Annotated in this window: 14 protein-coding genes; 1 reads left to right on the forward strand and 13 read right to left on the reverse strand. The window is 63.6% G+C overall.

The window, feature by feature from the left end; all coding sequences use genetic code 11:
* Nucleotides 1-110: 110 nt before the first annotated feature.
* The gene (gene ligA / locus V6L75_RS16905) at nucleotides 111-2,270 is read right to left on the reverse strand and encodes an NAD-dependent DNA ligase LigA (protein ID WP_334252655.1); all 2,160 of its coding nucleotides are present in this window, start codon (nucleotides 2,268-2,270) and stop codon (nucleotides 111-113) included.
* A 257-nt stretch (nucleotides 2,271-2,527) separates the two neighbouring features.
* On the opposite strand from ligA, the gene V6L75_RS16910 reads away from it, so the two are divergent.
* Nucleotides 2,528-2,704: a hypothetical protein gene (locus tag V6L75_RS16910; protein ID WP_334252656.1), complete on the forward strand. Its 177-nt coding sequence runs from the start codon at nucleotides 2,528-2,530 to the stop codon at nucleotides 2,702-2,704.
* Between the two features lie 92 nt (nucleotides 2,705-2,796).
* Here the strand turns inward: V6L75_RS16910 and recN are convergent, their stop codons facing one another.
* The 12 genes from recN to murD form a co-directional block, all read right to left on the reverse strand.
* Complete coding sequence (gene recN / locus V6L75_RS16915; protein WP_334252657.1) at nucleotides 2,797-4,467, reverse strand: DNA repair protein RecN; 1,671 nt, start codon at nucleotides 4,465-4,467, stop codon at nucleotides 2,797-2,799.
* A 36-nt stretch (nucleotides 4,468-4,503) separates the two neighbouring features.
* The gene (locus V6L75_RS16920) at nucleotides 4,504-5,355 is read right to left on the reverse strand and encodes an outer membrane protein assembly factor BamD (protein ID WP_334252658.1); all 852 of its coding nucleotides are present in this window, start codon (nucleotides 5,353-5,355) and stop codon (nucleotides 4,504-4,506) included.
* A 219-nt stretch (nucleotides 5,356-5,574) separates the two neighbouring features.
* The gene (gene lpxC / locus V6L75_RS16925; protein ID WP_334252659.1) at nucleotides 5,575-6,528 is read right to left on the reverse strand and encodes a UDP-3-O-acyl-N-acetylglucosamine deacetylase; all 954 of its coding nucleotides are present in this window, start codon (nucleotides 6,526-6,528) and stop codon (nucleotides 5,575-5,577) included.
* Between the two features lie 260 nt (nucleotides 6,529-6,788).
* Complete coding sequence (ftsZ, locus tag V6L75_RS16930; protein WP_334252660.1) at nucleotides 6,789-8,588, reverse strand: cell division protein FtsZ; 1,800 nt, start codon at nucleotides 8,586-8,588, stop codon at nucleotides 6,789-6,791.
* Between the two features lie 103 nt (nucleotides 8,589-8,691).
* Nucleotides 8,692-10,008, reverse strand: a complete 1,317-nt coding sequence (gene ftsA / locus V6L75_RS16935) for a cell division protein FtsA (RefSeq protein ID WP_334252661.1) — start codon at nucleotides 10,006-10,008, stop codon at nucleotides 8,692-8,694.
* On the reverse strand, nucleotides 10,005-10,892 hold the full coding sequence (locus V6L75_RS16940; protein WP_334252662.1) for a cell division protein FtsQ/DivIB: 888 nt from the start codon (nucleotides 10,890-10,892) through the stop codon (nucleotides 10,005-10,007). Before V6L75_RS16940 ends, ftsA begins: the two co-directional genes overlap by 4 nt.
* A 14-nt stretch (nucleotides 10,893-10,906) precedes the next feature.
* On the reverse strand, nucleotides 10,907-11,833 hold the full coding sequence (locus tag V6L75_RS16945; protein WP_334252663.1) for a D-alanine--D-alanine ligase: 927 nt from the start codon (nucleotides 11,831-11,833) through the stop codon (nucleotides 10,907-10,909).
* A gap of 524 nt (nucleotides 11,834-12,357) precedes the next feature.
* Nucleotides 12,358-13,311 (reverse strand): UDP-N-acetylmuramate dehydrogenase, encoded by a 954-nt coding sequence (gene murB / locus V6L75_RS16950; RefSeq protein ID WP_334252664.1) that lies wholly within the window; start codon nucleotides 13,309-13,311, stop codon nucleotides 12,358-12,360.
* Complete coding sequence (gene murC / locus V6L75_RS16955; protein WP_334252665.1) at nucleotides 13,308-14,726, reverse strand: UDP-N-acetylmuramate--L-alanine ligase; 1,419 nt, start codon at nucleotides 14,724-14,726, stop codon at nucleotides 13,308-13,310. The genes murB and murC overlap by 4 nt, the downstream gene beginning before the upstream one ends.
* Nucleotides 14,723-15,841: an undecaprenyldiphospho-muramoylpentapeptide beta-N-acetylglucosaminyltransferase gene (murG, locus tag V6L75_RS16960; protein ID WP_334252666.1), complete on the reverse strand. Its 1,119-nt coding sequence runs from the start codon at nucleotides 15,839-15,841 to the stop codon at nucleotides 14,723-14,725. Before murG ends, murC begins: the two co-directional genes overlap by 4 nt.
* Entirely contained in the window at nucleotides 15,838-17,010 is a 1,173-nt protein-coding gene (gene ftsW / locus V6L75_RS16965; protein WP_334252667.1) for a putative lipid II flippase FtsW, read from the reverse strand. Before ftsW ends, murG begins: the two co-directional genes overlap by 4 nt.
* Nucleotides 17,010-18,410, reverse strand: coding sequence for a UDP-N-acetylmuramoyl-L-alanine--D-glutamate ligase (murD, locus tag V6L75_RS16970; protein ID WP_334252668.1), 1,401 nt, complete (start codon nucleotides 18,408-18,410; stop codon nucleotides 17,010-17,012). Before murD ends, ftsW begins: the two co-directional genes overlap by 1 nt.
* Nucleotides 18,411-18,416: the final 6 nt, after the last annotated feature.

Consider the following 18,416-nt stretch of genomic DNA (forward strand, 5'->3'; position numbering starts at 1 on the left):
CTCCTCACAATCCTCAATGCCATGCTCCGGGAGAACGCCACATTCAGACATCAATGAAACAGTTGCCGGCTCGCGCTTCGCTCCGCCCGGCGTGCCCAGTACCAGCGCCCTCACCCGCCAACCAGATCGAACCAGCCATCTTCCGTGATCACTTCGATACCAAGATCCTGCGCGGTCTTGAGTTTGGAGCCGGCGCCGGGGCCTGCGACCACGAGGTCCGTTTTCTTGGAGACCGAGCCGGCGACCTTGGCGCCAAGCCGTTCGGCCATGGCCTTTGCCTCGTCGCGGGTCATGCGCTCCAGGGAGCCGGTGAAGACGACTGTCTTGCCGGCAACCGGCGAACCTTCGGCGCTGATCTTCTCCGCGTCCTGCGGCGTCACTTCGGCCAGGAGCGCAGTCAGGGCCTCGCGGTTGTGGTCCTCGGCAAAGAACTGCACCACTGCCTCGGCCACAGTTTCGCCGATACCGTCGATGGCGTTGAGCTCCGCCCAGGCCTCGCTGCTGCGGTCCTGCGCGGCTTCCATGGCTGCGGAGAAGGCGGAGAAGGAGCCATAGGCGCGGGCGAGAAGCTTGGCGTTGCCCTCCCCCACATGGCGGATGCCGAGTGCGAAGATGAAGCGGTTCAGATCGATACGGCGGCGGGCATTGATCGCCTCGAACAGGTTCTTTGCCGAAACGGCACCCCAGCCTTCCCGGTTGCGCAGCTTGGTCAGCGCCAGCTTGTCACGGGCCTCCAGCGTGAAGATCTCCGCCGGGCTGCGCACCAGCCCTTCGGCAAAGAAGGCGTCAATCTGCTTGTCGCCAAGCCCCTCGATATCAAAGGCATTGCGGGAGACAAAGTGCTTCAGCTTTTCGGAAGCCTGCGCCGGGCAGACGAGGCCGCCGGTACAGCGGCGCACGGCATCCGGGCGGCCTGTCTTCGCATTGATCTCCCGCACCGCATGGCTGCCGCAGGCAGGGCATACGTCCGGGAAGACAAAGGGCACGGCATCCGCCGGGCGGCGTTCCAGGTCCACCGCAATCACCTGCGGAATCACGTCACCTGCGCGCTGGATCTGCACCGTGTCGCCGATGCGCAGGTCCACACCGCCGCGGATAGGCTCACCATCGGTGCCGATGCCCTTGATGTAATCCTCGTTGTGCAGCGTCGCGTTGGAGACGACCACACCGCCCACCGTCACCGGCTCAAGCTTGGCGACAGGCGTCAGGGCACCGGTGCGGCCAACCTGGATCTCGATGTCGCGCAGGATCGTATAGGCCTTCTCGGCCGGGAACTTATGTGCAATCGCCCAGCGGGGCGAGCGGGAGACGAAGCCGAGACGCTGCTGCAGGTCCAGACGGTCCACCTTGTAGACGACGCCGTCAATGTCATAGCCAAGGCTGGCGCGGTCTTCCTCGATGCCGTGATAGACGGTCAGAAGCTCCTCGACGCTGGTGCAGCGGACCATGCGCGGGTTGATGGTAAAGCCCCAGTCGCCGAAGCGGCGCACCATATCGAACTGTGTGTCACAGGGCACCTCGCTCATCTGCCCCCAAGCATAGGCAAAGAAGCGCAAGGGGCGCGAGGCGGTGATCTCCGGGTTGAGCTGGCGCAGTGAACCCGCCGCCGCATTGCGCGGATTGGCGAAGACTTTGCCGCCGTTGCCGGCCATGCGCGCATTGAGGGCGGCAAAGTCGGCATGAGACATGTAGACTTCGCCGCGCACCTCCACCACTTCCGGCACACCGGCAGGCAGTTCATGCGGGATATCGGCGATGGTGCGGGCATTGGCGGTGACGTTCTCGCCCACCGCACCGTCCCCACGGGTGGCCGCACTGACGAGGACGCCCTTCTCATAGCGCAGCGACAGGGACAGCCCGTCAATCTTCGGCTCAGCCGTCACCGCAAGCTCACCCATCAGCGGATCAAACTTCAGAAAGCGGCGGACGCGGCCCACGAAATCGCGCACATCCTCATCGGCAAAGGCATTGTCGAGAGAGAGCATCGGCACCGCATGGGTGACCTTGCCGAAGCCATCGGCAGGCGCGGCCCCCACCCGTTCTGACGGGCTGTCGGCCCGCATCAGCTCCGGAAAGCGCGCCTCGATGGCGGCGTTGCGCTGGCGCAGGGCGTCATAGTCCGCATCGGAAATGACCGGCGCATCCTCACCGTGATAGCGCGCATCGTGGAAGGCGATCTCGCTGGCGAGCCGCTGCAACTCGGCTGCGGCCTGCTCAAGCGTCAGGGTCTCGACGGCGGTGTTGGCGTTGGAGCTGTCAGTCCCGGTCATGGTTGTCATCCGCAATGCAGAAGCCCTGCCTCAGCCGCAGGACCACAAAAAATCAGAGCAGGGACGGAACCGGAAGCAGGGCTGCCGAGTTCTTCTCCCGAACAGACCACCAAGCCTCACGGGGACGTAAGTGGTCTCGAGGCCGGATGCGTCAGCATCGCAGCGCCTTGGTATTAAAGCCAGAAGAAGGAGAGGCCAAGATGCCCGCAGGAAACAATTCAGCAAAGCTTCGTCCCGGTAGCAATGCAGGTTGGTTTGTGGCAGGCGCCCTCGCCGTGGCTCTGGCCGGTGTTGCGCTCTATGTGGCACAAGGCGGTTTCGCCAAGCAGGACAAGGCCGTGATCGAGCTGAACATCCCGAATGTGGGTGAAAGCAAGATCGAATTACCGAAGCCGCAGGAAGGCCCGATGACAACGCCGACGACGCGGGACTAAGCCCCGCACAAGGCACAGAAAAGACACTCCAAGTCAGGTGAAATCCCCCCGCACCTGACCTTCATGGCCCACGCTCCACGCATGCCCCCAACTCAGCCCGGAGCGTGGGCCATGAGTTTCTCAGCCGCCGCACGGGCTTCGTCGGTGATGACACTTCCAGCCAGCATCCGGGCGATTTCCTCGCGCCGGTGCGCATCATCAATCGGAGTGATGCGGGTGGCCACCCGGTCTTCGGCAACAGCTTCCTTCGAAATCAGGAAATGACCATTGGCGCGGGCAGCAACCTGCGGCGCATGTGTCACCGTCAGCACCTGCACGGAGCGGGCAAGCCGCGCCAGACGCATACCGATGGCCTCTGCCACAGCGCCGCCGACGCCCGTATCAATCTCGTCGAAGACCAGCGACGGAACCGAACCGCTGTCCGCCAGCGACACCTTGAGCGCCAGCAGGAAACGCGAAAGCTCGCCACCCGAGGCGACCTTCATCATCGGACCCGGGCGCGTGCCAGGGTTGGTCTGCACCCAAAACTCGACAGTATCGACGCCGCTGGCCGAGCGGTTCTCCGGATCACTGGTCATCTCGACGATAAACCGCGCCCGCTCCAGCTTCAGCGCCGGAAGCTCGGCGGCAACGGCAGCTTCGAGCGCACGGGCCGTTGTGGCACGGCGTGCCGAGAGATCAGCAGCCAGACCGTCAAAAGCCTTGCGCGCCGCATCCGCAGCCGCCGCAAGAGCATCCAGCTTTTCCTCGCCCGCATCCAGGTCATTGAGGTCTGCTGCCATCTTCTGGCGCAGCGCCGGCAGCTCATCCACCTGAACGGAGAACTTGCGGGCCGCAGCGCGCAGGGCAAACAGCCGCTCTTCGGCAGCCTCCAGCTCGCGCGGATCGAAATCCGTCTCGCGGATGGCAGCTTCGAGACCGGAACGGGCCTCCTCGAGGTTGTCGAGAGCCGTTGCCAGCGCAGCTACCGGGCTTGAGAGAAGCTTCGGTGCCTGATCGGCCTTGCGCTCCAGACGGCGCAGCAGACTTGATAATTCCGGGATTGGCGACGCACCGCCGTTCAGCGTTTCATAGGCCTCGTTGAGGTCGGTGGCGATCTTCTCCACCTGCATCATCTCGGCCCGGCGCAGCGCCAGCGCCTCTTCCTCACCCTGTTTCGGGTCGAGGGTCTTCAACTCATCAACGGCGGAACGCAGGAAATCGGCTTCGCGGCGGGCAGCCTCAATACGGGCCTTGTGGTCGCGCAGCGCCTTCTCCGCCTTGCGATAGGCAGAGTAAGCGGCTTCAACCGCCGTCAGCTCGCCCTGCAGCACGCCAAAGGCGTCCAGCAGAAGGCGGTGGCTTTCGGGATCTACGAGCGCGCGCTCGTCATGCTGGCCATGCACCTCGACCAGCATCTGCCCCGCCTGCCGAAGCAAGCCGACGCTGACGGGCTGATCGTTGATAAAGGCGCGGCTACGGCCATCGGCGGTCTGGATACGGCGCAGAATGACATCGCCGTCATCAGGCACATCATTCTCACGCAGCAAGGCGCGCACGGGATGGGCGCCCGCAACATCGAAGACGGCAACCACCTGCCCCTGCGTCTCACCGTGACGCACAAGCCCGGCATCCCCCCGCCCGCCGAGGGCGAGGGTGAGCGCGTCAAGAAGAATGGACTTGCCCGCGCCGGTTTCGCCAGTCAGCACAGTCATGCCGCCGGAAAACTCGATGTCGAGCCGGTCGATGAGGACGATATCGCGAATGGACAGCGTCGCCAGCATTTGAAATTGCCCCGCCCTGATGACCCGGTATCCGGATCAGAACACATTCACCCCCTGGAAGGCGCGGCTGATCCAGCTCGACTTGTTCTCTGAGGGCTCATAGCCGCCCTTCTGCAACAGCGAGAAAGCGTCCTTGTACCACTGGCTGTCGGGATAATTGTGACCAAGGATGGCCGCAGCGGTCTGCGCCTCGTTCACGACACCCAGCGCGTAATAGCCTTCCGTCAGACGGAACAAAGCTTCCTCGACGTGGCGGGTGGTCTGATAGTTGATCACCACCGTCTTGAACCGGTTGATCGCGGCAATGTAGTTGCGCCGCTCCAGATAGTAGCGGCCAACCTGCATTTCCTTGCCCGCCAGCTGGTCCTCGGCCATCAGCAGCTTGGCCTTGGCGTCCGGCGTGTACTCGCTGTCCGGATAGCGCTGGATCAGCTCGCTGAAGGTCTGCGCCGCCTGCTCGGTGATCTTCTGGTCGCGGGTGATGTCCGGGATCTGGCGCTGATAGGACTGGCCTTTCAGATACAGCGCATAGGCCGCATCTTCACTGCCCGGATAAAGCGTGATGAAGCGGTCTGCCGCATTGATCGTCTCGGCGTAGCGGCCCAGCGAGAAATTGATGTAGGCCAGATTGATCAGCGACTTCCGGGCATACTCGGAATAGGGGTAGACCTTGTCCACCTCGGTGAATTTCTTGCCGGCATCGCTCAGGCGGCCCGCATTGCGCAGCGCCAGGCCCTCGTTGAACAGCACTTCGGCCGGGGTATCGTCCAGCGCCAGGTCGTCATCGTCCTTGGACGCGCAAGCTGACAGGGTCAGTGCACATACCAGCATGATCGAGCCAAGAAGGGCAGTCTTTCTGCCGGAACGCTTGCCAGCCTCTGTTGCCATGTTTCGAAGCACGCCTCACCACTCCTTGCCCGAGTTATGCATGAGCCCCCTGCCCAGGGGCCACAGTCCGGTTACCAAACACGTTCCTCGCTAAGGCTTTTAGCGGAACCGGACGGCATTCGTCACGCCGTGTGTCGTCTTTTTTGAGCTTTTTTGTGACCGCAGACAAAGAGCGGGCGCCTCTTGGGCGCCCTCACTCGAATGACTTGTTCAAAAAACTCAGGAAACCTCAGGGCCGAAGGCTGCAGCAGCAAGGCCGGAGCGCTCGACATTGCCATGTTCGCGCCATGACGGAGCCTCGACAATTTCGAAGGCATCCTGCCCAGCCTTGCTGAACAGCTCAGCCAGAATGGCCACATTCATGCGATGACCGGCCTTGTAGGAGCGGTAGAGGCCGAGAATCGGCAGCCCGGCCAGAGCCAGATCCCCAACCGCATCCAGGGTCTTGTGACGGACGAACTCATCAGCCCAGCGGGTGCCTTCGGGGTTGAGCACACGGTCATCGGCGACGGCGACGGAATTTTCCAGTGACGAGCCACGGGCAAAGCCCATCGCCCAGAGCTTCTCGACTTCCTTGACCTGCCCGAAGGTGCGGGCACGCGACACTTCCTTGCGGAACACATCCGGGGTCATGTCGCTGGCAAAGGTCTGGCGGCCGATCAGCGGCGTCTCGAACTCGATCGTCACCTCGAAGCGGGTTCCGGAATAGGGCAGAAGTTCGCACCAGGCGCCATTCTGCTCGAAGCGGACCGGCTTCTTGATTCGCAGATAACGGCGGCCGCGGTCGAGCCGCTTGAGGCCCACCTGGTCGATAGCCTCCACGAAGGCAGCCGCGCTGCCGTCCATGATCGGCATTTCCGGACCGTCCATTTCGACGATGACATTGTCAACGCCGAGGCCACGCAGGGCAGCCATCAGATGCTCGACCGTGGACACACCGTTGCGGGCCGGATCGGCCATCACGGTGCAGAGCGCCGTTGCCGTCACATGATCCCAGCGGCCCGGAATGTCGGTCTGCAGATCATCGCTCACATCCGTGCGGTGGAAGACAATCCCCGTCCCAGCGTCCGCGGGCAGAAGGGTCACCGAGGCCGGCGCACCCGAATGGACGCCAATGCCTGTCAGTGTCACCTGATCCGCCACAGTGGTCTGGAAGTCGAGACGGTTTGTCATTCGGGTCTGCCTATGCCGGTTTCGCGGTCAAAGTGTCATTCCGAAAACTGAAATGACTTTAGCTACCGCGCATTAACGCTTCTGGAACTGGCAGCACAATAGCCCCGCAGGCGTCATGTCAGAAATAAAGCTTTATTACGGTTTGTAACGCAAATCCCGGCCCCAACCCTTTGAATTCCCTAAGGAACCCTCCAGACACACGGAAACGGCCTGACACATTCCGTGTCAGGCCGTCCAAGGGAAGAAGGGTCAGAAGCGACTCAGTTCGACTGCCGGCGCAGGAACGCCGGGATCTCGAGCTGGTCTTCCTCGCTGTGCACCTGCGGACGCGCCGGAGCGCGGCCCTGCATGTCGAGCTGACCGGCAGCACCGGCCGGACGGCCCTGCTGAGCAGGGGCCATCTGCGGCATGCGCGGAGCCGGACGCATCTGCGGCTGGGGCGCAGCTGCCGGAGCACGCGGGGTCATGACGGGAGCAGCCTCATGCGCGGCATGCTCTTCATGATCTTCGCGGCGGGACAGACCGCTGGCCAGACGGCGCAGCAGACCCATCGGGCGGCGGTCATCGCCATGCTCTTCCATGTCGAGCGCAGGCGCAGCCATCGGCTGCGGAGCGGGAGCAGGAGCCGCCGGGGCAACAGCTTCGGGGCGCTGCGGCTGGCGGGCCATCAGCTCACGCTGGGCGATCGGCGGGAAGTCTTCCACGCGCGGCATGCGCGGTGCAGCCATCGGCTGTTCGGCAGCCGGGGTCTCGAACGGTACGGCGGCCTGAACCGGCTGCTGAACCACCGGCTGCATCGGAGCTGCCGGGATTTCGGCCTGAACCGGAGCAGGGCTTACGGCTTCGGTTGCGGGACGAAAGGATTTGGCTTCCACAGCCTCGCTCACCTGAGCGGCCGGAGCCGGCTCGTTGATCGCGAGTTCACGCTCGAGGCTGGCCAGAGCGCGGGAAGCTGCATCCTGCTGGAAGCTGGTCACGGCCGGGCGCTCAACGGGGCGCTCGGGCTGACGCGGAGCGGTGTTGATGACCGGACGGGCGACGGGCTCGGCCTTCGGTGCCGGAATGGCATCGAATTCACCGTTTCCCATCAGCAGTTCCTTGTCGATGCCGGTGGCAACGACGGAAACGCGAATGATGCCGTCCATGCTTTCATCGAAGGTTGCACCCAGGATGATGTTGGCGTCGGCGTCCACTTCCTCGCGGATGCGGGTCGCGGCTTCATCGACTTCGAACAGGGTCAGATCGTTGCCGCCCGTGATCGAGATGAGCAGGCCCTTGGCGCCCTTCATCGAGGTCTCGTCGAGCAGCGGGTTGGCGATGGCAGCTTCCGCAGCCTGCTGGGCGCGGTTCTCGCCCGATGCCTCGCCGGTGCCCATCATCGCCTTGCCCATGCCGCGCATGATCGAGCGCACGTCGGCAAAGTCGAGGTTGATGAGACCTTCCTTGACCATAAGGTCGGTGATGCAGGCCACGCCCGAATAGAGCACCTGGTCAGCCATCGCAAAGGCGTCGGCGAAGGTGGTCTGGGCATTGGCGATGCGGAACAGGTTCTGGTTCGGAATGACGATCAGAGTATCGACATTGCGCTGCAGTTCCTGGATGCCTGCTTCGGCGATGCGCATGCGGCGCGCACCTTCGAACTGGAACGGTTTGGTCACCACACCTACCGTCAGTATACCCTGGGCGCGAGCCGCCCGGGCAATGACGGGGGCAGCGCCCGTACCGGTGCCACCGCCCATGCCGGCGGTGATGAACACCATGTGCGAGCCGGACAGGTGGTCATTGATTTCGTCGATGACCTCTTCGGCAGCAGCGCTGCCGACTTCCGGCTGGGAGCCGGCGCCGAGGCCTTCGGTCACAGCCACGCCCATCTGGATCAGGCGTTCTGCGTGGTTCATGGCAAGGGCCTGCGCATCCGTGTTGGCTACGACGAAGTCGCAGCCCTGCAGGCCGGCCGTGATCATGTTGTTGACGGCGTTTCCGCCCGCGCCGCCGACGCCGAAAACCGTGATCCGCGGCTTCAGCTCCTGAATGTCGGGCATCTTCAGGTTGATGGTCATTCTATCCTCGCGACCCTAAAGGAGCACCCGGTTCTCGGGGGCTCCGCATTCTTCCCTTTGAAGTTCGCCGTTTCCGGCAGTTTCCCCTGACGCGGATGCCGCGTCAGAAGCTGTCCCTGATCCACTGGCCGACACGGGCCAGGTACCCCGTGCTGCCGCCCCATCCAGACCGCCTGTGTTTCGGCTGAAACTGCTCGATCTGGGAGACCTGCGGATAAATCAGCAACCCGACCGAGGCGGCGAATGCCGGCCCCTTGGCTGCATCCGGCAGTCCGGCCACCCCGAGCGGCCGTCCGAGCCGGACATTGCGGCCGATCACCCGGCGCGCAACTTCACTCAATCCCGTCAGCTGGCTCGCCCCGCCCGTGAGGACGATCTGCTTGCCGACGCGTCCGGCAAAGCCGGAAGCTGTCAGCCGGTCACGGACCAGCTCCAGGATTTCCTCAACCCGCGGACGCACGACCCGGATAAGGGACGAACGCGGGATCTGATGCGGCAGGTCACCTTCCACCGGCGGGATCGTGAGCATCTCACGGTCATCCACGCTGGTCGGCAGGGCCGAGCCATGAAGGGTCTTCAGACGCTCTGCGTCCGAAAGGCGCATGGCAAAGGCACGCGCAATGTCTGTCGTCACATGCTGGCCGCCGACAGCGATCGCGTCCAGATGTACCATCTGCCCCTCGACGAAGACGGACAGCGTTGTGGTTCCACCGCCCATATCGACGCAGGCAACGCCCAGCTCGGCTTCGTCATCCACAATGGTCGACAGGCCGCTGGCATAAGGCGTTGCCACCAGCGTTTCCACATGCAGATGGCCACGGTTGATGCAAAGCTCGAGATTGCGGACCGGCGGCACCTCCGTGGTGACGACCTGCATGTCGACGCCCAGTTTCATGCCCAGCATGCCGCGCGGATCGCGGATGCCACGGTTGCCGTCCAGCGAATAGGAGATCGGCAGCGCATGATTGACTGCGCGCCCTTCCATGACTGTGTGCGAGGAGCCGGCAACCAGAACACGCTGGATATCAGCTTCGCTCACCGCATCGCCAGCCAGCGGCACGGTGGCGCTGAAGATCTCACTCTGCAGGCGGCCGCAGCTGACATTGGCGATGACGGATTCAACCGTCACGCCGGCCATGCGCTCGGCCGCATCCACGGCGAGCCGGATCGCCTGTTCTGCGGCATCCATGTCCACCACCACGCCGGACTTGATCCCGCGCGAGCGCTGGTAGCCGTAGCCCAGAACCTCGATGGCATGGGATCTCCCAGCCAGCACAGAACCTTCGCCGCGCGGGGTCAGCTTGGCGATGAGGCAGCAGATCTTGGTGGAGCCAACGTCCAGCACGGACATGACAACGGCGCGGCGCCCCGGAAGGGGGCGCATGCGCGGCAGGTAGAGGGTGGAACCGGTGCGGCTCATGTGTTGGCACCCCCTCTTGCAACTTTCTTGTTGCCATCTAGCGCATCGCGGCGGCGCTGCGCGGCCTCATCCGTCAACCGCACCACCACCCGGTCCGGCAGGCGCAGATCGATGGCCGCAATGTCACGGGCCAGAATGGCACTTTCCTTGTCCATCTTCACCAAAGCAGCCAGAGCCTTCGCCGGATCTTCTTCCGGAAGGCGGATTGTGATGCCGTTCTCGAGCATGAGATCCCACCGGCGCTGGCCGATGAGATAAGCGGCGCGCACACGCGGGCGCAGTTCCGGCTCGTTCTCGAGGGCCTTGAGGATTTCCCCCGCACGGGTCTGGGCGCCGTAATTCACCACGAGCAGCAGATTGGCATAGCGGCCATCCACGTCATCAGTGATCACTTCGCCCTGCTCGGTCACGATTGAGACCGCATTGCCCCGCTGCCAGAGAGCGTAGGGCACCCACTCGTCGATCGTGACCTTTACCGTATTCGGGTAGAGCTTCATCACCGACGCGGACTTGACCCAAGGGTTCTGCTTCAAGCGCTCGCGCGCAGCATCCGCATCGAACAGCACCAGCGAATCACCTTCCTCCAGCGCGAGAGCATCCAGGATCTGGTACTCGGCAACTTCACGCTGACCAGACAGCTTCACCGTCTCAACGCCAAACCCGGCAGCACTGATCAGGGACTGCGCCACCATGCGCCCGTGACCTCCCAGAATGACACCATACGTGATGGTGACAGCCAGGAAGGCCACAGCAGAAACAGTGCCAGTCCAACGGGGCAAATCGGCGATCCAGCCGGCCTGACGCCAGACAGGACGGCGCCGCAGCCGCGGAACACCACGCCCGCGCGGCGCCAGCTCCGCTTCAAGCGGATAAGCACTTACCATCTCGGCTTTGCGCCTCAGCGACAGCAACTTGCGTCCTCCACCATCCAGGTGACGAGATCCCCGAAATCACGCCCGGCATAGGCGGCAAGCTCGGGAACCAGCGAGGTTGGGGTCATTCCGGGTTGAGTGTTAACTTCCAGGCAAATCAGCCTTCCCGACCCGTCAGGACGCTCATCGAAGCGGAAATCCGCCCTCGAAACACCCCGGCAGCCGAGCGCACGATGCGCTGTTAAGGTAAGTTTCTGTACTTCTTGGTAAATAAAGGGTGAAAGTTTTGCAGGAAGGATGTGCACAGAGCCACCTTCCGCATATTTCGCTTCAAAATCGTAGAAACCGTGCCCTTTTGGCACAATGTCGATAACCCCGAGCACCTCATCTCCCATCACCGCGCAGGTCAGCTCGCGGCCAGGAATGTAGGTCTCGCACATCATTGTGTCCGGATATGGCCAATCGTCACGCGTCAGCTCCTGCGGCGGATACGCCTGATCTTCCTTAACGATCAGCACGCCGAAACTGGAACCTTCGTTAATGGGCTTGATCACATAGGGCGGGCGCATCGGGTGCTCATTACCCACTTCCCGCCGGTTGATGATCAGATGCTCTGTCACCGGCACCTCATGCGCTGCCAGCACCGCCTTGGCCTTCACCTTATTCATGGCAAGGGCGGAGGCCATCACGCCGGAATGCGTGTAGGGGATGTTCATGATCTCAAGCAGACCCTGAATGCAGCCATCCTCGCCGAAGGGGCCATGCAGGGCATTGAAGGCCACATCCGGCTTCAGCTCGGCCAGACGGGCGGCGATGGAACGGTCAACATCCACGCGCGACACCTTGAAACCGCGCGCTTCCAGCGCATCGGCGCAGGCGTTACCGGATGAAAGGCTCACCGGCCTCTCATTCGCCCACCCGCCCATCAGTACCGCGACATGCTTACCCGTCATTTCCACCGACTCACTCAGACAAATGTGAGCCCATAAGATGCTGCCCAAATTGGTAAGGAAACGTTAACCAAGCCGTTAAGGAATGCATTAACGTCTTGTGGCCTGCACAGTGTGATTCAAAAGCAACATGCACAGGGCTGAGGCTGTGGAAATCCTGGCCGGGGCATGAGCTGCGCGCGGGAGGCCGTCAGAAACTGCAATTTTTCTGGCGGCAAATCAGAAAAATACAACCAAAAGCCCCCATATGTCCGGCAGGCGCAGCAACATCCGGCTGCAGAAAGCGGGCACGCACCGCCCCCCCTGACAGGTCCCGGCACAAGGCCGGGACAGCACGGTGGAAATGCTTTGGCAGTGTTCGGTGGCTCAGTCAGCCCCGATTGAACTGCCTCCCAAAAGAAACACAATCTCCGCACAGTCCCGGCCTTCAGCCGGGACCCGTCATGGATTCTCTGTTCTTGAGCCAGTCATTCACGGTCAAGAGGCGGTTCCCGGAATATGCTTTGGGCTTCGCCTCTATCCGCCCCTCAATCCAGGAACGGAGTGATTTCCTCACCCGGGATGAACTGGCCGAGGCGCTTGATTTCCCATTCGAGCTCGACGCCCGAATGCTCTCGCACACGGCGGCGGACGGTTTCGCCCAGAAGCTCAAGATCGTGGCCGGTCGCTGTGCCGGTGTTGATCATGAAGTTGCAGTGCATCTCCGACATCTGCGCCCCGCCCACGGTCAGCCCGCGGCATCCGGCAGCGTCGATCACCTTCCAGGCGGAATGGCCCGGAGGATTCTTGAAGGTGGAGCCGCCGGTCTTCTCGCGGATCGGCTGTGCCTGCTCGCGGTGAGCCACGACCTCGGCCATCTCGGTACGGATCTTCGCCTCCTCCTCGACCGGGCCTTCAAAGACCGCACTGGTGAAGATCAAGCCGGGATCAGCTGAACTGTGACGGTAGCTGTAACCCATGTCCGCATTGGTCAGCACCTGGCGCGCGCCCCGGCGGTCAATGGCGGTGGCTTCCACCAGACGGTTGCATGTCTCGGTCCCATGGGCGCCGGCATTCATGCGCAGCGCGCCGCCGATGCCGCCGGGAATGCCGGTGTAGAAGGCAAAGCCACCGATACCGGCATCTGCTGCCGCTTCCGCCAGCCGCTTGTCCGGCACGGCAGCACCCGCACGGATGCGCCCGCCGTCCAGCACCTCGACAGCGCCGAAGCCGCGTGCGCCAAGACGGATCACCACGCCTTCAATGCCCCCGTCCCGCACCAGCAGGTTGGAGCCAAGGCCGATGGTCAGAACCGGGATTTCTTCCGGCAACACGGACAGGAACTGCGCCAGATCCTCTTCGTCCGCAGGCTGGAACAGAAGCTGTGCAGGTCCACCTGCCCGCAGCCAGGTGACGGCGGACAGCGGCTGATTGGCCGTCAGCTTGCCGCGCAGCCCCTCGAACCGTGAGCCGAGGCTTGCCAGAAGATCGGGGAAACTCACGCCCCCTCTCCCTTGCCAAGGGCTGCAAGCTGGCCCGGCAGCGCATGCGCCCACTGGGTGATGTTGCCTGCCCCGAGGCAAACCACATAGTCGCCCGGCTTGGCAAGGTCAGCGATGACACCGGCGAGCGCCTCCGGCCCCTCCAGCGCAATGGCCGAACGGTGGCCGTGGGTCTTGAGGTTGGAGACGAGGCTGTCCCGGTCAATACCCGCGATGGGCTGCTCGCCTGCGGCATAGACCGGGGCCACGATCACCGTGTCCGCGTCGTTGAAGCAGGTCGAGAAGTCCTCGAACAGGCTTGCAAGGCGGGAGTAGCGGTGCGGCTGCACCACGGCGATCACCCTGCCCTTCGCCGATTCACGCGCTGCCTTCAGCACGGCGCGGATTTCCACCGGGTGGTGGCCATAGTCATCGAAGAACTCAGCACCATTCCAGGTTCCCGTGTGGGTGAAGCGGCGCTTGACGCCGCCGAACCCGGCCAGCCCCTTGCGGATGGCATCGGCTGAGATACCCAGCCGGTTCGCAACCGCAATAGCAGCGGTCGCGTTGGAGATGTTGTGCAGGCCCGGCATGGGCAGCACCAGATCATCGATCACTTCACTCTCGCCTGAACGGCGGTTTTGCAGGATGACACGGAAGCGGGACTTGCCACCCGCGATAGAAACATCGGCAAAGCGCACATCCGCCTGCGGGTTGGCGCCATAGGTGACGATGCGCTTGTCCTCGATCTGACCGACGAGCGTCTGCACTTCCGGGTGGTCGAGGCACATCACGGCAAAGCCATAGAAGGGCACGTTCTCGACGAAGTGCCGGAAGGCCGCGCGCACCCCGGCAAAGTCGCCATAGTGATCCAGATGCTCCGGATCGATGTTGGTGACGATGGCGATATCGGCGGGCAGTTTGACGAAAGTGCCGTCGCTTTCGTCCGCTTCCACCACCATCCATTCGCCATCACCCATGCGGGCGTTGGTGCCATAGGCGTTGATGATGCCGCCGTTGATCACGGTCGGGTCCATGCCGCCCGCTTCCAGCAGCGCCGCCACCAGCGAGGTGGTCGTCGTCTTGCCGTGGGTACCACCGATGGCGATCGCCTGCTTGAAGCGCATCAGCTCGGCCAGCATCTCGGCGCGGCGGACCACCGGGATCAGCTTCTCGCGGGCGGCGATCAATTCCGGATTGTCACGCTTGATCGCGGAGGAGACGACCAGAACTTCAGCCCCGCCCAGGTTTTCCGCCTTGTGGCCGATGAAGACCGGAATGCCCTTCTCGCGCAGGCGCAGCACATTGGCGCTCTCGGACATGTCCGAGCCCTGAACCGTGTAGCCGAGCGTGTGCAGCACTTCGGCAATGCCGCTCATCCCGATGCCCCCGATGCCTACGAAATGCACCGGGCCCAATTCACGCGGCATCTTCATGCGCGGTCTCCTTTGTCTATCGTGTTGAAGCCTGCGGTCTCTTCCACCAGATCGGCAAGGCGGGCAACCGCATCGGGCTTGCCCTGCCCGCGCGCGGCGGCGGCGGCGGCTTGAAGGGTGGATGGCTCATCCATGAGCCGGGTGAGTTCTGCGGCAAGGCGCTGCGGCGTCAGGTCCTTCTGCGCCACCGGCCAGGCCCCGCCTGCCGCTTCCAGCACGCGGGCATTGTTGCTCTGGTCCTGATCCAGCGCATTGGGCAGCGGCACGAGGATCGACGGGCGGCCAATGACGGACAATTCGCTAACGGACGAAGCACCGGAGCGGCAGATAACAAGTTGGGACGCAGCAATCCTCGCCGGCATGTCGCGGAAGAATGGCGCAAGCTCGGCAGACAGGCCAAGCGCTTCGAATGCACCCTTCACCCGGTCCAGATCCTCCGGACGGCACTGCTGCACCAGCTTAAGGCGGGCGCGATGCTCCGGGGACAGGAGCTTCATCGCCTCCGGCATCACGTCGGAGAAGAAACGTGCACCTTGCGAGCCGCCGAACACCAGCAGGTGAAACACGCCGCCTGCCTGTGGCACCGCATAGGGCACGCTGGCAGCTTCCACCACCGGCGGGCGCACCGGATTGCCGGTCTCCCGGATCTTCGGGGCCAGCGCTGCATCCGGATTGACCAGCGTCAGGCTGGTAGCCACACGGGTAACACCCTTGGCCAGCATCCGGTTGGCCCGGCCCATAACGGCATTGGCCTCATGCAGGATCGACGGCACGCCCGTCAGCCGCGCTGCCATCATCGGCGGAAAAGTCGGATAGCCGCCAAAGCCGACGACAACGGCAGGCCTGATCTGCCGGATGACACGGCGGGCCTGCAGCGTGCCGCGTGCGAGGCTCAGGACCGTTTTAAGAACGGCAACCGGCGACTTCGAGCGCAGGGTTTCCGAGGCAATGATATGCACCTCCCGCGCCGGAAAGCTGGTGCCGTAGCGGTCGGCCCGCTCGTCCGTCGCCAAATCCACGGTCCAGCCCCGCCGCACCAGCTCATGCGCCAGCGCCTCGGCAGGGAACAGGTGACCACCGGTGCCGCCGGCAGTCAGGAGAATGGTCTTGCTCATTGGATACCCGGCTGAATGAGCTGCGACGTCGGCACACGGGCCACCGTCACGCTGTCACTGTGCAGCGGCCGCGGCTTGCGGCGCGACAGGGCCAGGATGAAACCAGCCGTCAGCGCCGTCGAAAGCAGCGAGGAGCCGCCGTAGGAAATGAAAGGCAGCGTCATGCCTTTGGCAGGCATGAGGTTCAGGTTCACCATCAGATTTATGGTTGCCTGCAGGCCGAACATGATCGTCAGGCCCGCAGTCGCCAGGCGTGAGAAGGCATCCTGATCCCGGCCGGCGTTGCGCAGCCCCCGCAAGATGATGAAAGCAAAGATGGAAACGAGCAGCATACACACGATGATGCCGAATTCCTCCGCCACCACCGCGAAAATGAAATCGGTGTGGCTATCCGGCAGGCCACGCTTGACGATGCCCTCTCCCGGCCCCTTGCCGAACCAGCCGCCCGAGAGAAAGGCCTCGCGGGCGCGGTCGATCTGGTAGGTGTCGCCGGACTCCGGATCGAGGAACCTGTTTACACGCGTTGTCACGTGCGGCAGCAGGAAATAGGCCGAGGCGAGACCGGCAACGCCCACTCCGCCCAGTCCGATGATGGCGATCCACGGCAGTCCGTTCATGAAGAACAAACCGCCCCAGACCAGGCCGATCAGCATGGTCTGGCCGAAGTCGGGCTGCGCCACCAGCAGCGCCGCGCACATGGCGAAAAGCAGGGCGGACAGAACCATGCCCGGCACTTCGCGGCGGCGGCCGCTTTCCGACAGCAGGAAGGCGACCAGCACGACAAAGGCAGGCTTGAGGAATTCGGAGGGCTGCACCGAGAAACCGGCAATGTTGATCCAGCGGCGGGCGCCCTTCACTTCGGCGCCGACGAAGAGCGTCGCAACCAGAAGCGCAAGCGACACGCAAAAGAGCAGCAAGGCCCCCCGGCGCACCATCCGCGGCGACATCAGCGAGACACCGAACAGCACGACGACCGCCAGCGGCAGGAACATGGCCTGCCGCTTGACGAAGTAATAGCTTTCCACACCGATGCGCTCGGCCACGGGGGGACTGGCCGCAAAGGACAGCACGACGCCGCCGATCATGAGCAGGACGAACAGCGCGAGAAGGATGTGGTCTACCGTCCACAGCCACTCGGCCAGCACACCACGATCAGCGCGAGAAACCATCAGGCATCCTCCGTCTTTTCCGGCACCGCCAGCAGGGCCCGGACGCTTTCGGCAAACGCATCACCACGCACTTCGAAATTCGGATACTGGTCGAATGAGGCGCAGGCCGGAGACAGCATGATCACCTTCTCGGCCTGCGGGTCGAGCGCGGCATCCGCCGCCGCCCGCTGCACGGCAACGTCCAGCGTACCGCTGATCTCGTAGGGCACCTTGCCGTCCAGCGTGCGGGCAAACTCCTCGGCCGCCTCACCGATCAGATAGGCCCGCACAATGCGCGGGAAGAATTCACCGAGCGGTTCGATGCCGCCTGCCTTCGGCTTGCCGCCCGCGATCCAGTAAAGCCGCGGATAGCTCGCCAGCGCCCAGGCCGTAGCATCCGCATTGGTTGCCTTGCTGTCATTGACGAACAGCGTGCCCTCATGCCGGGCGATGATCTGCATCCGGTGCTTGAGGCCGGGGAAGCTCTCCAGACCCGCCGCCAGTTCTTGCGGCATCACGCCAAGTGCCAGCAGCGCGGCACAGGCTGCCGCAGCGTTCTGGGCATTATGCTGGCCGCGAAGCGACGGCGCGCGCGACAGATCGGCAATGACGGTTTCCACGCCCTTGTCCGCACAGACCAGCAGGCCCTCACGGGCAAAGACGCCATGGGTCTGAGTCTGGTACCCCGAGATGCGCCGCACGTCGTGCCCGGCAGCGTCCAGCCGGTCAGCGATGGCAGCACTCATGTCGTCGTCCACGCCGACGATGGCCGTTCGGCTGGCAGCAACCAGCTTCTCCTTGATCGCGGCATAATTCTCCATGGTCCCGTGCCGGTCGAGATGATCCGGCGACAGGTTCATGTGAATGCCGGCCGTCGGCGCGAGACCCGGGGCAAGATCGATCTGATAGGACGAGCACTCGATGACATAATGCCTGTGGGCCGCAAGAGGGGCGAGGTCGAACACCGGCGTGCCGATGTTGCCGCCCATCTGCACATCCCGGCCGATCGACTTCAGCAGATGCGCCGTCAGTGCCGTTGTGGTGGACTTGCCATTGGTGCCGGTGATGCAGATGACCGGGGCATCCGGGCAGACTAGCGCACGCTCACGCGAGAACAGCTCAATGTCGCCGATGACCTCGACACCCGCTTCGCGTGCCAGACCCACCGTCCAGTGCGGCTCGGGATGGGTCAGCGGCACACCGGGAGACAGCACCAGGGCAGAGATGCCCTTCCAGTCGAGCTCGGCGAGATCGCGGGCTTCAAGGCCTTTGGAGCGGGCAAGATCATTGCGCGCAGGCGCATCGTCCCAGACGATGACATGCGCCCCGCCTTCCTTCAGCGCAAGCGCACTGGAAAGGCCCGAACCGCCAAGCCCGAAGAGCGCTACCTTTTTTCCCTTGAAGCAGGTGACCGGGATCATGACCGC

Source organism: Pannonibacter anstelovis, from assembly GCF_036881715.1.
GTDB lineage: Bacteria > Pseudomonadota > Alphaproteobacteria > Rhizobiales > Stappiaceae > Pannonibacter > Pannonibacter anstelovis.

What these genes read in the sequence shown, in the direction of transcription:
- ftsZ (WP_334252660.1), bottom strand. Translation starts at nt 8,588, where the DNA reads ATGACCATCAACCTGAAGATGCCCGACATTCAGGAGCTGAAGCCGCGG.
- V6L75_RS16920 (WP_334252658.1), bottom strand. Translation starts at nt 5,355, where the DNA reads ATGGCAACAGAGGCTGGCAAGCGTTCCGGCAGAAAGACTGCCCTTCTT.
- V6L75_RS16940 (WP_334252662.1), bottom strand. Translation starts at nt 10,892, where the DNA reads ATGGTAAGTGCTTATCCGCTTGAAGCGGAGCTGGCGCCGCGCGGGCGT.
- ftsA (WP_334252661.1), bottom strand. Translation starts at nt 10,008, where the DNA reads ATGAGCCGCACCGGTTCCACCCTCTACCTGCCGCGCATGCGCCCCCTT.
- murG (WP_334252666.1), bottom strand. Translation starts at nt 15,841, where the DNA reads ATGAGCAAGACCATTCTCCTGACTGCCGGCGGCACCGGTGGTCACCTG.
- lpxC (WP_334252659.1), bottom strand. Translation starts at nt 6,528, where the DNA reads ATGACAAACCGTCTCGACTTCCAGACCACTGTGGCGGATCAGGTGACA.
- V6L75_RS16945 (WP_334252663.1), bottom strand. Translation starts at nt 11,833, where the DNA reads ATGACGGGTAAGCATGTCGCGGTACTGATGGGCGGGTGGGCGAATGAG.
- recN (WP_334252657.1), bottom strand. Translation starts at nt 4,467, where the DNA reads ATGCTGGCGACGCTGTCCATTCGCGATATCGTCCTCATCGACCGGCTC.
- ligA (WP_334252655.1), bottom strand. Translation starts at nt 2,270, where the DNA reads ATGACCGGGACTGACAGCTCCAACGCCAACACCGCCGTCGAGACCCTG.
- murD (WP_334252668.1), bottom strand. Translation starts at nt 18,410, where the DNA reads ATGATCCCGGTCACCTGCTTCAAGGGAAAAAAGGTAGCGCTCTTCGGG.
- ftsW (WP_334252667.1), bottom strand. Translation starts at nt 17,010, where the DNA reads ATGGTTTCTCGCGCTGATCGTGGTGTGCTGGCCGAGTGGCTGTGGACG.
- murC (WP_334252665.1), bottom strand. Translation starts at nt 14,726, where the DNA reads ATGAAGATGCCGCGTGAATTGGGCCCGGTGCATTTCGTAGGCATCGGG.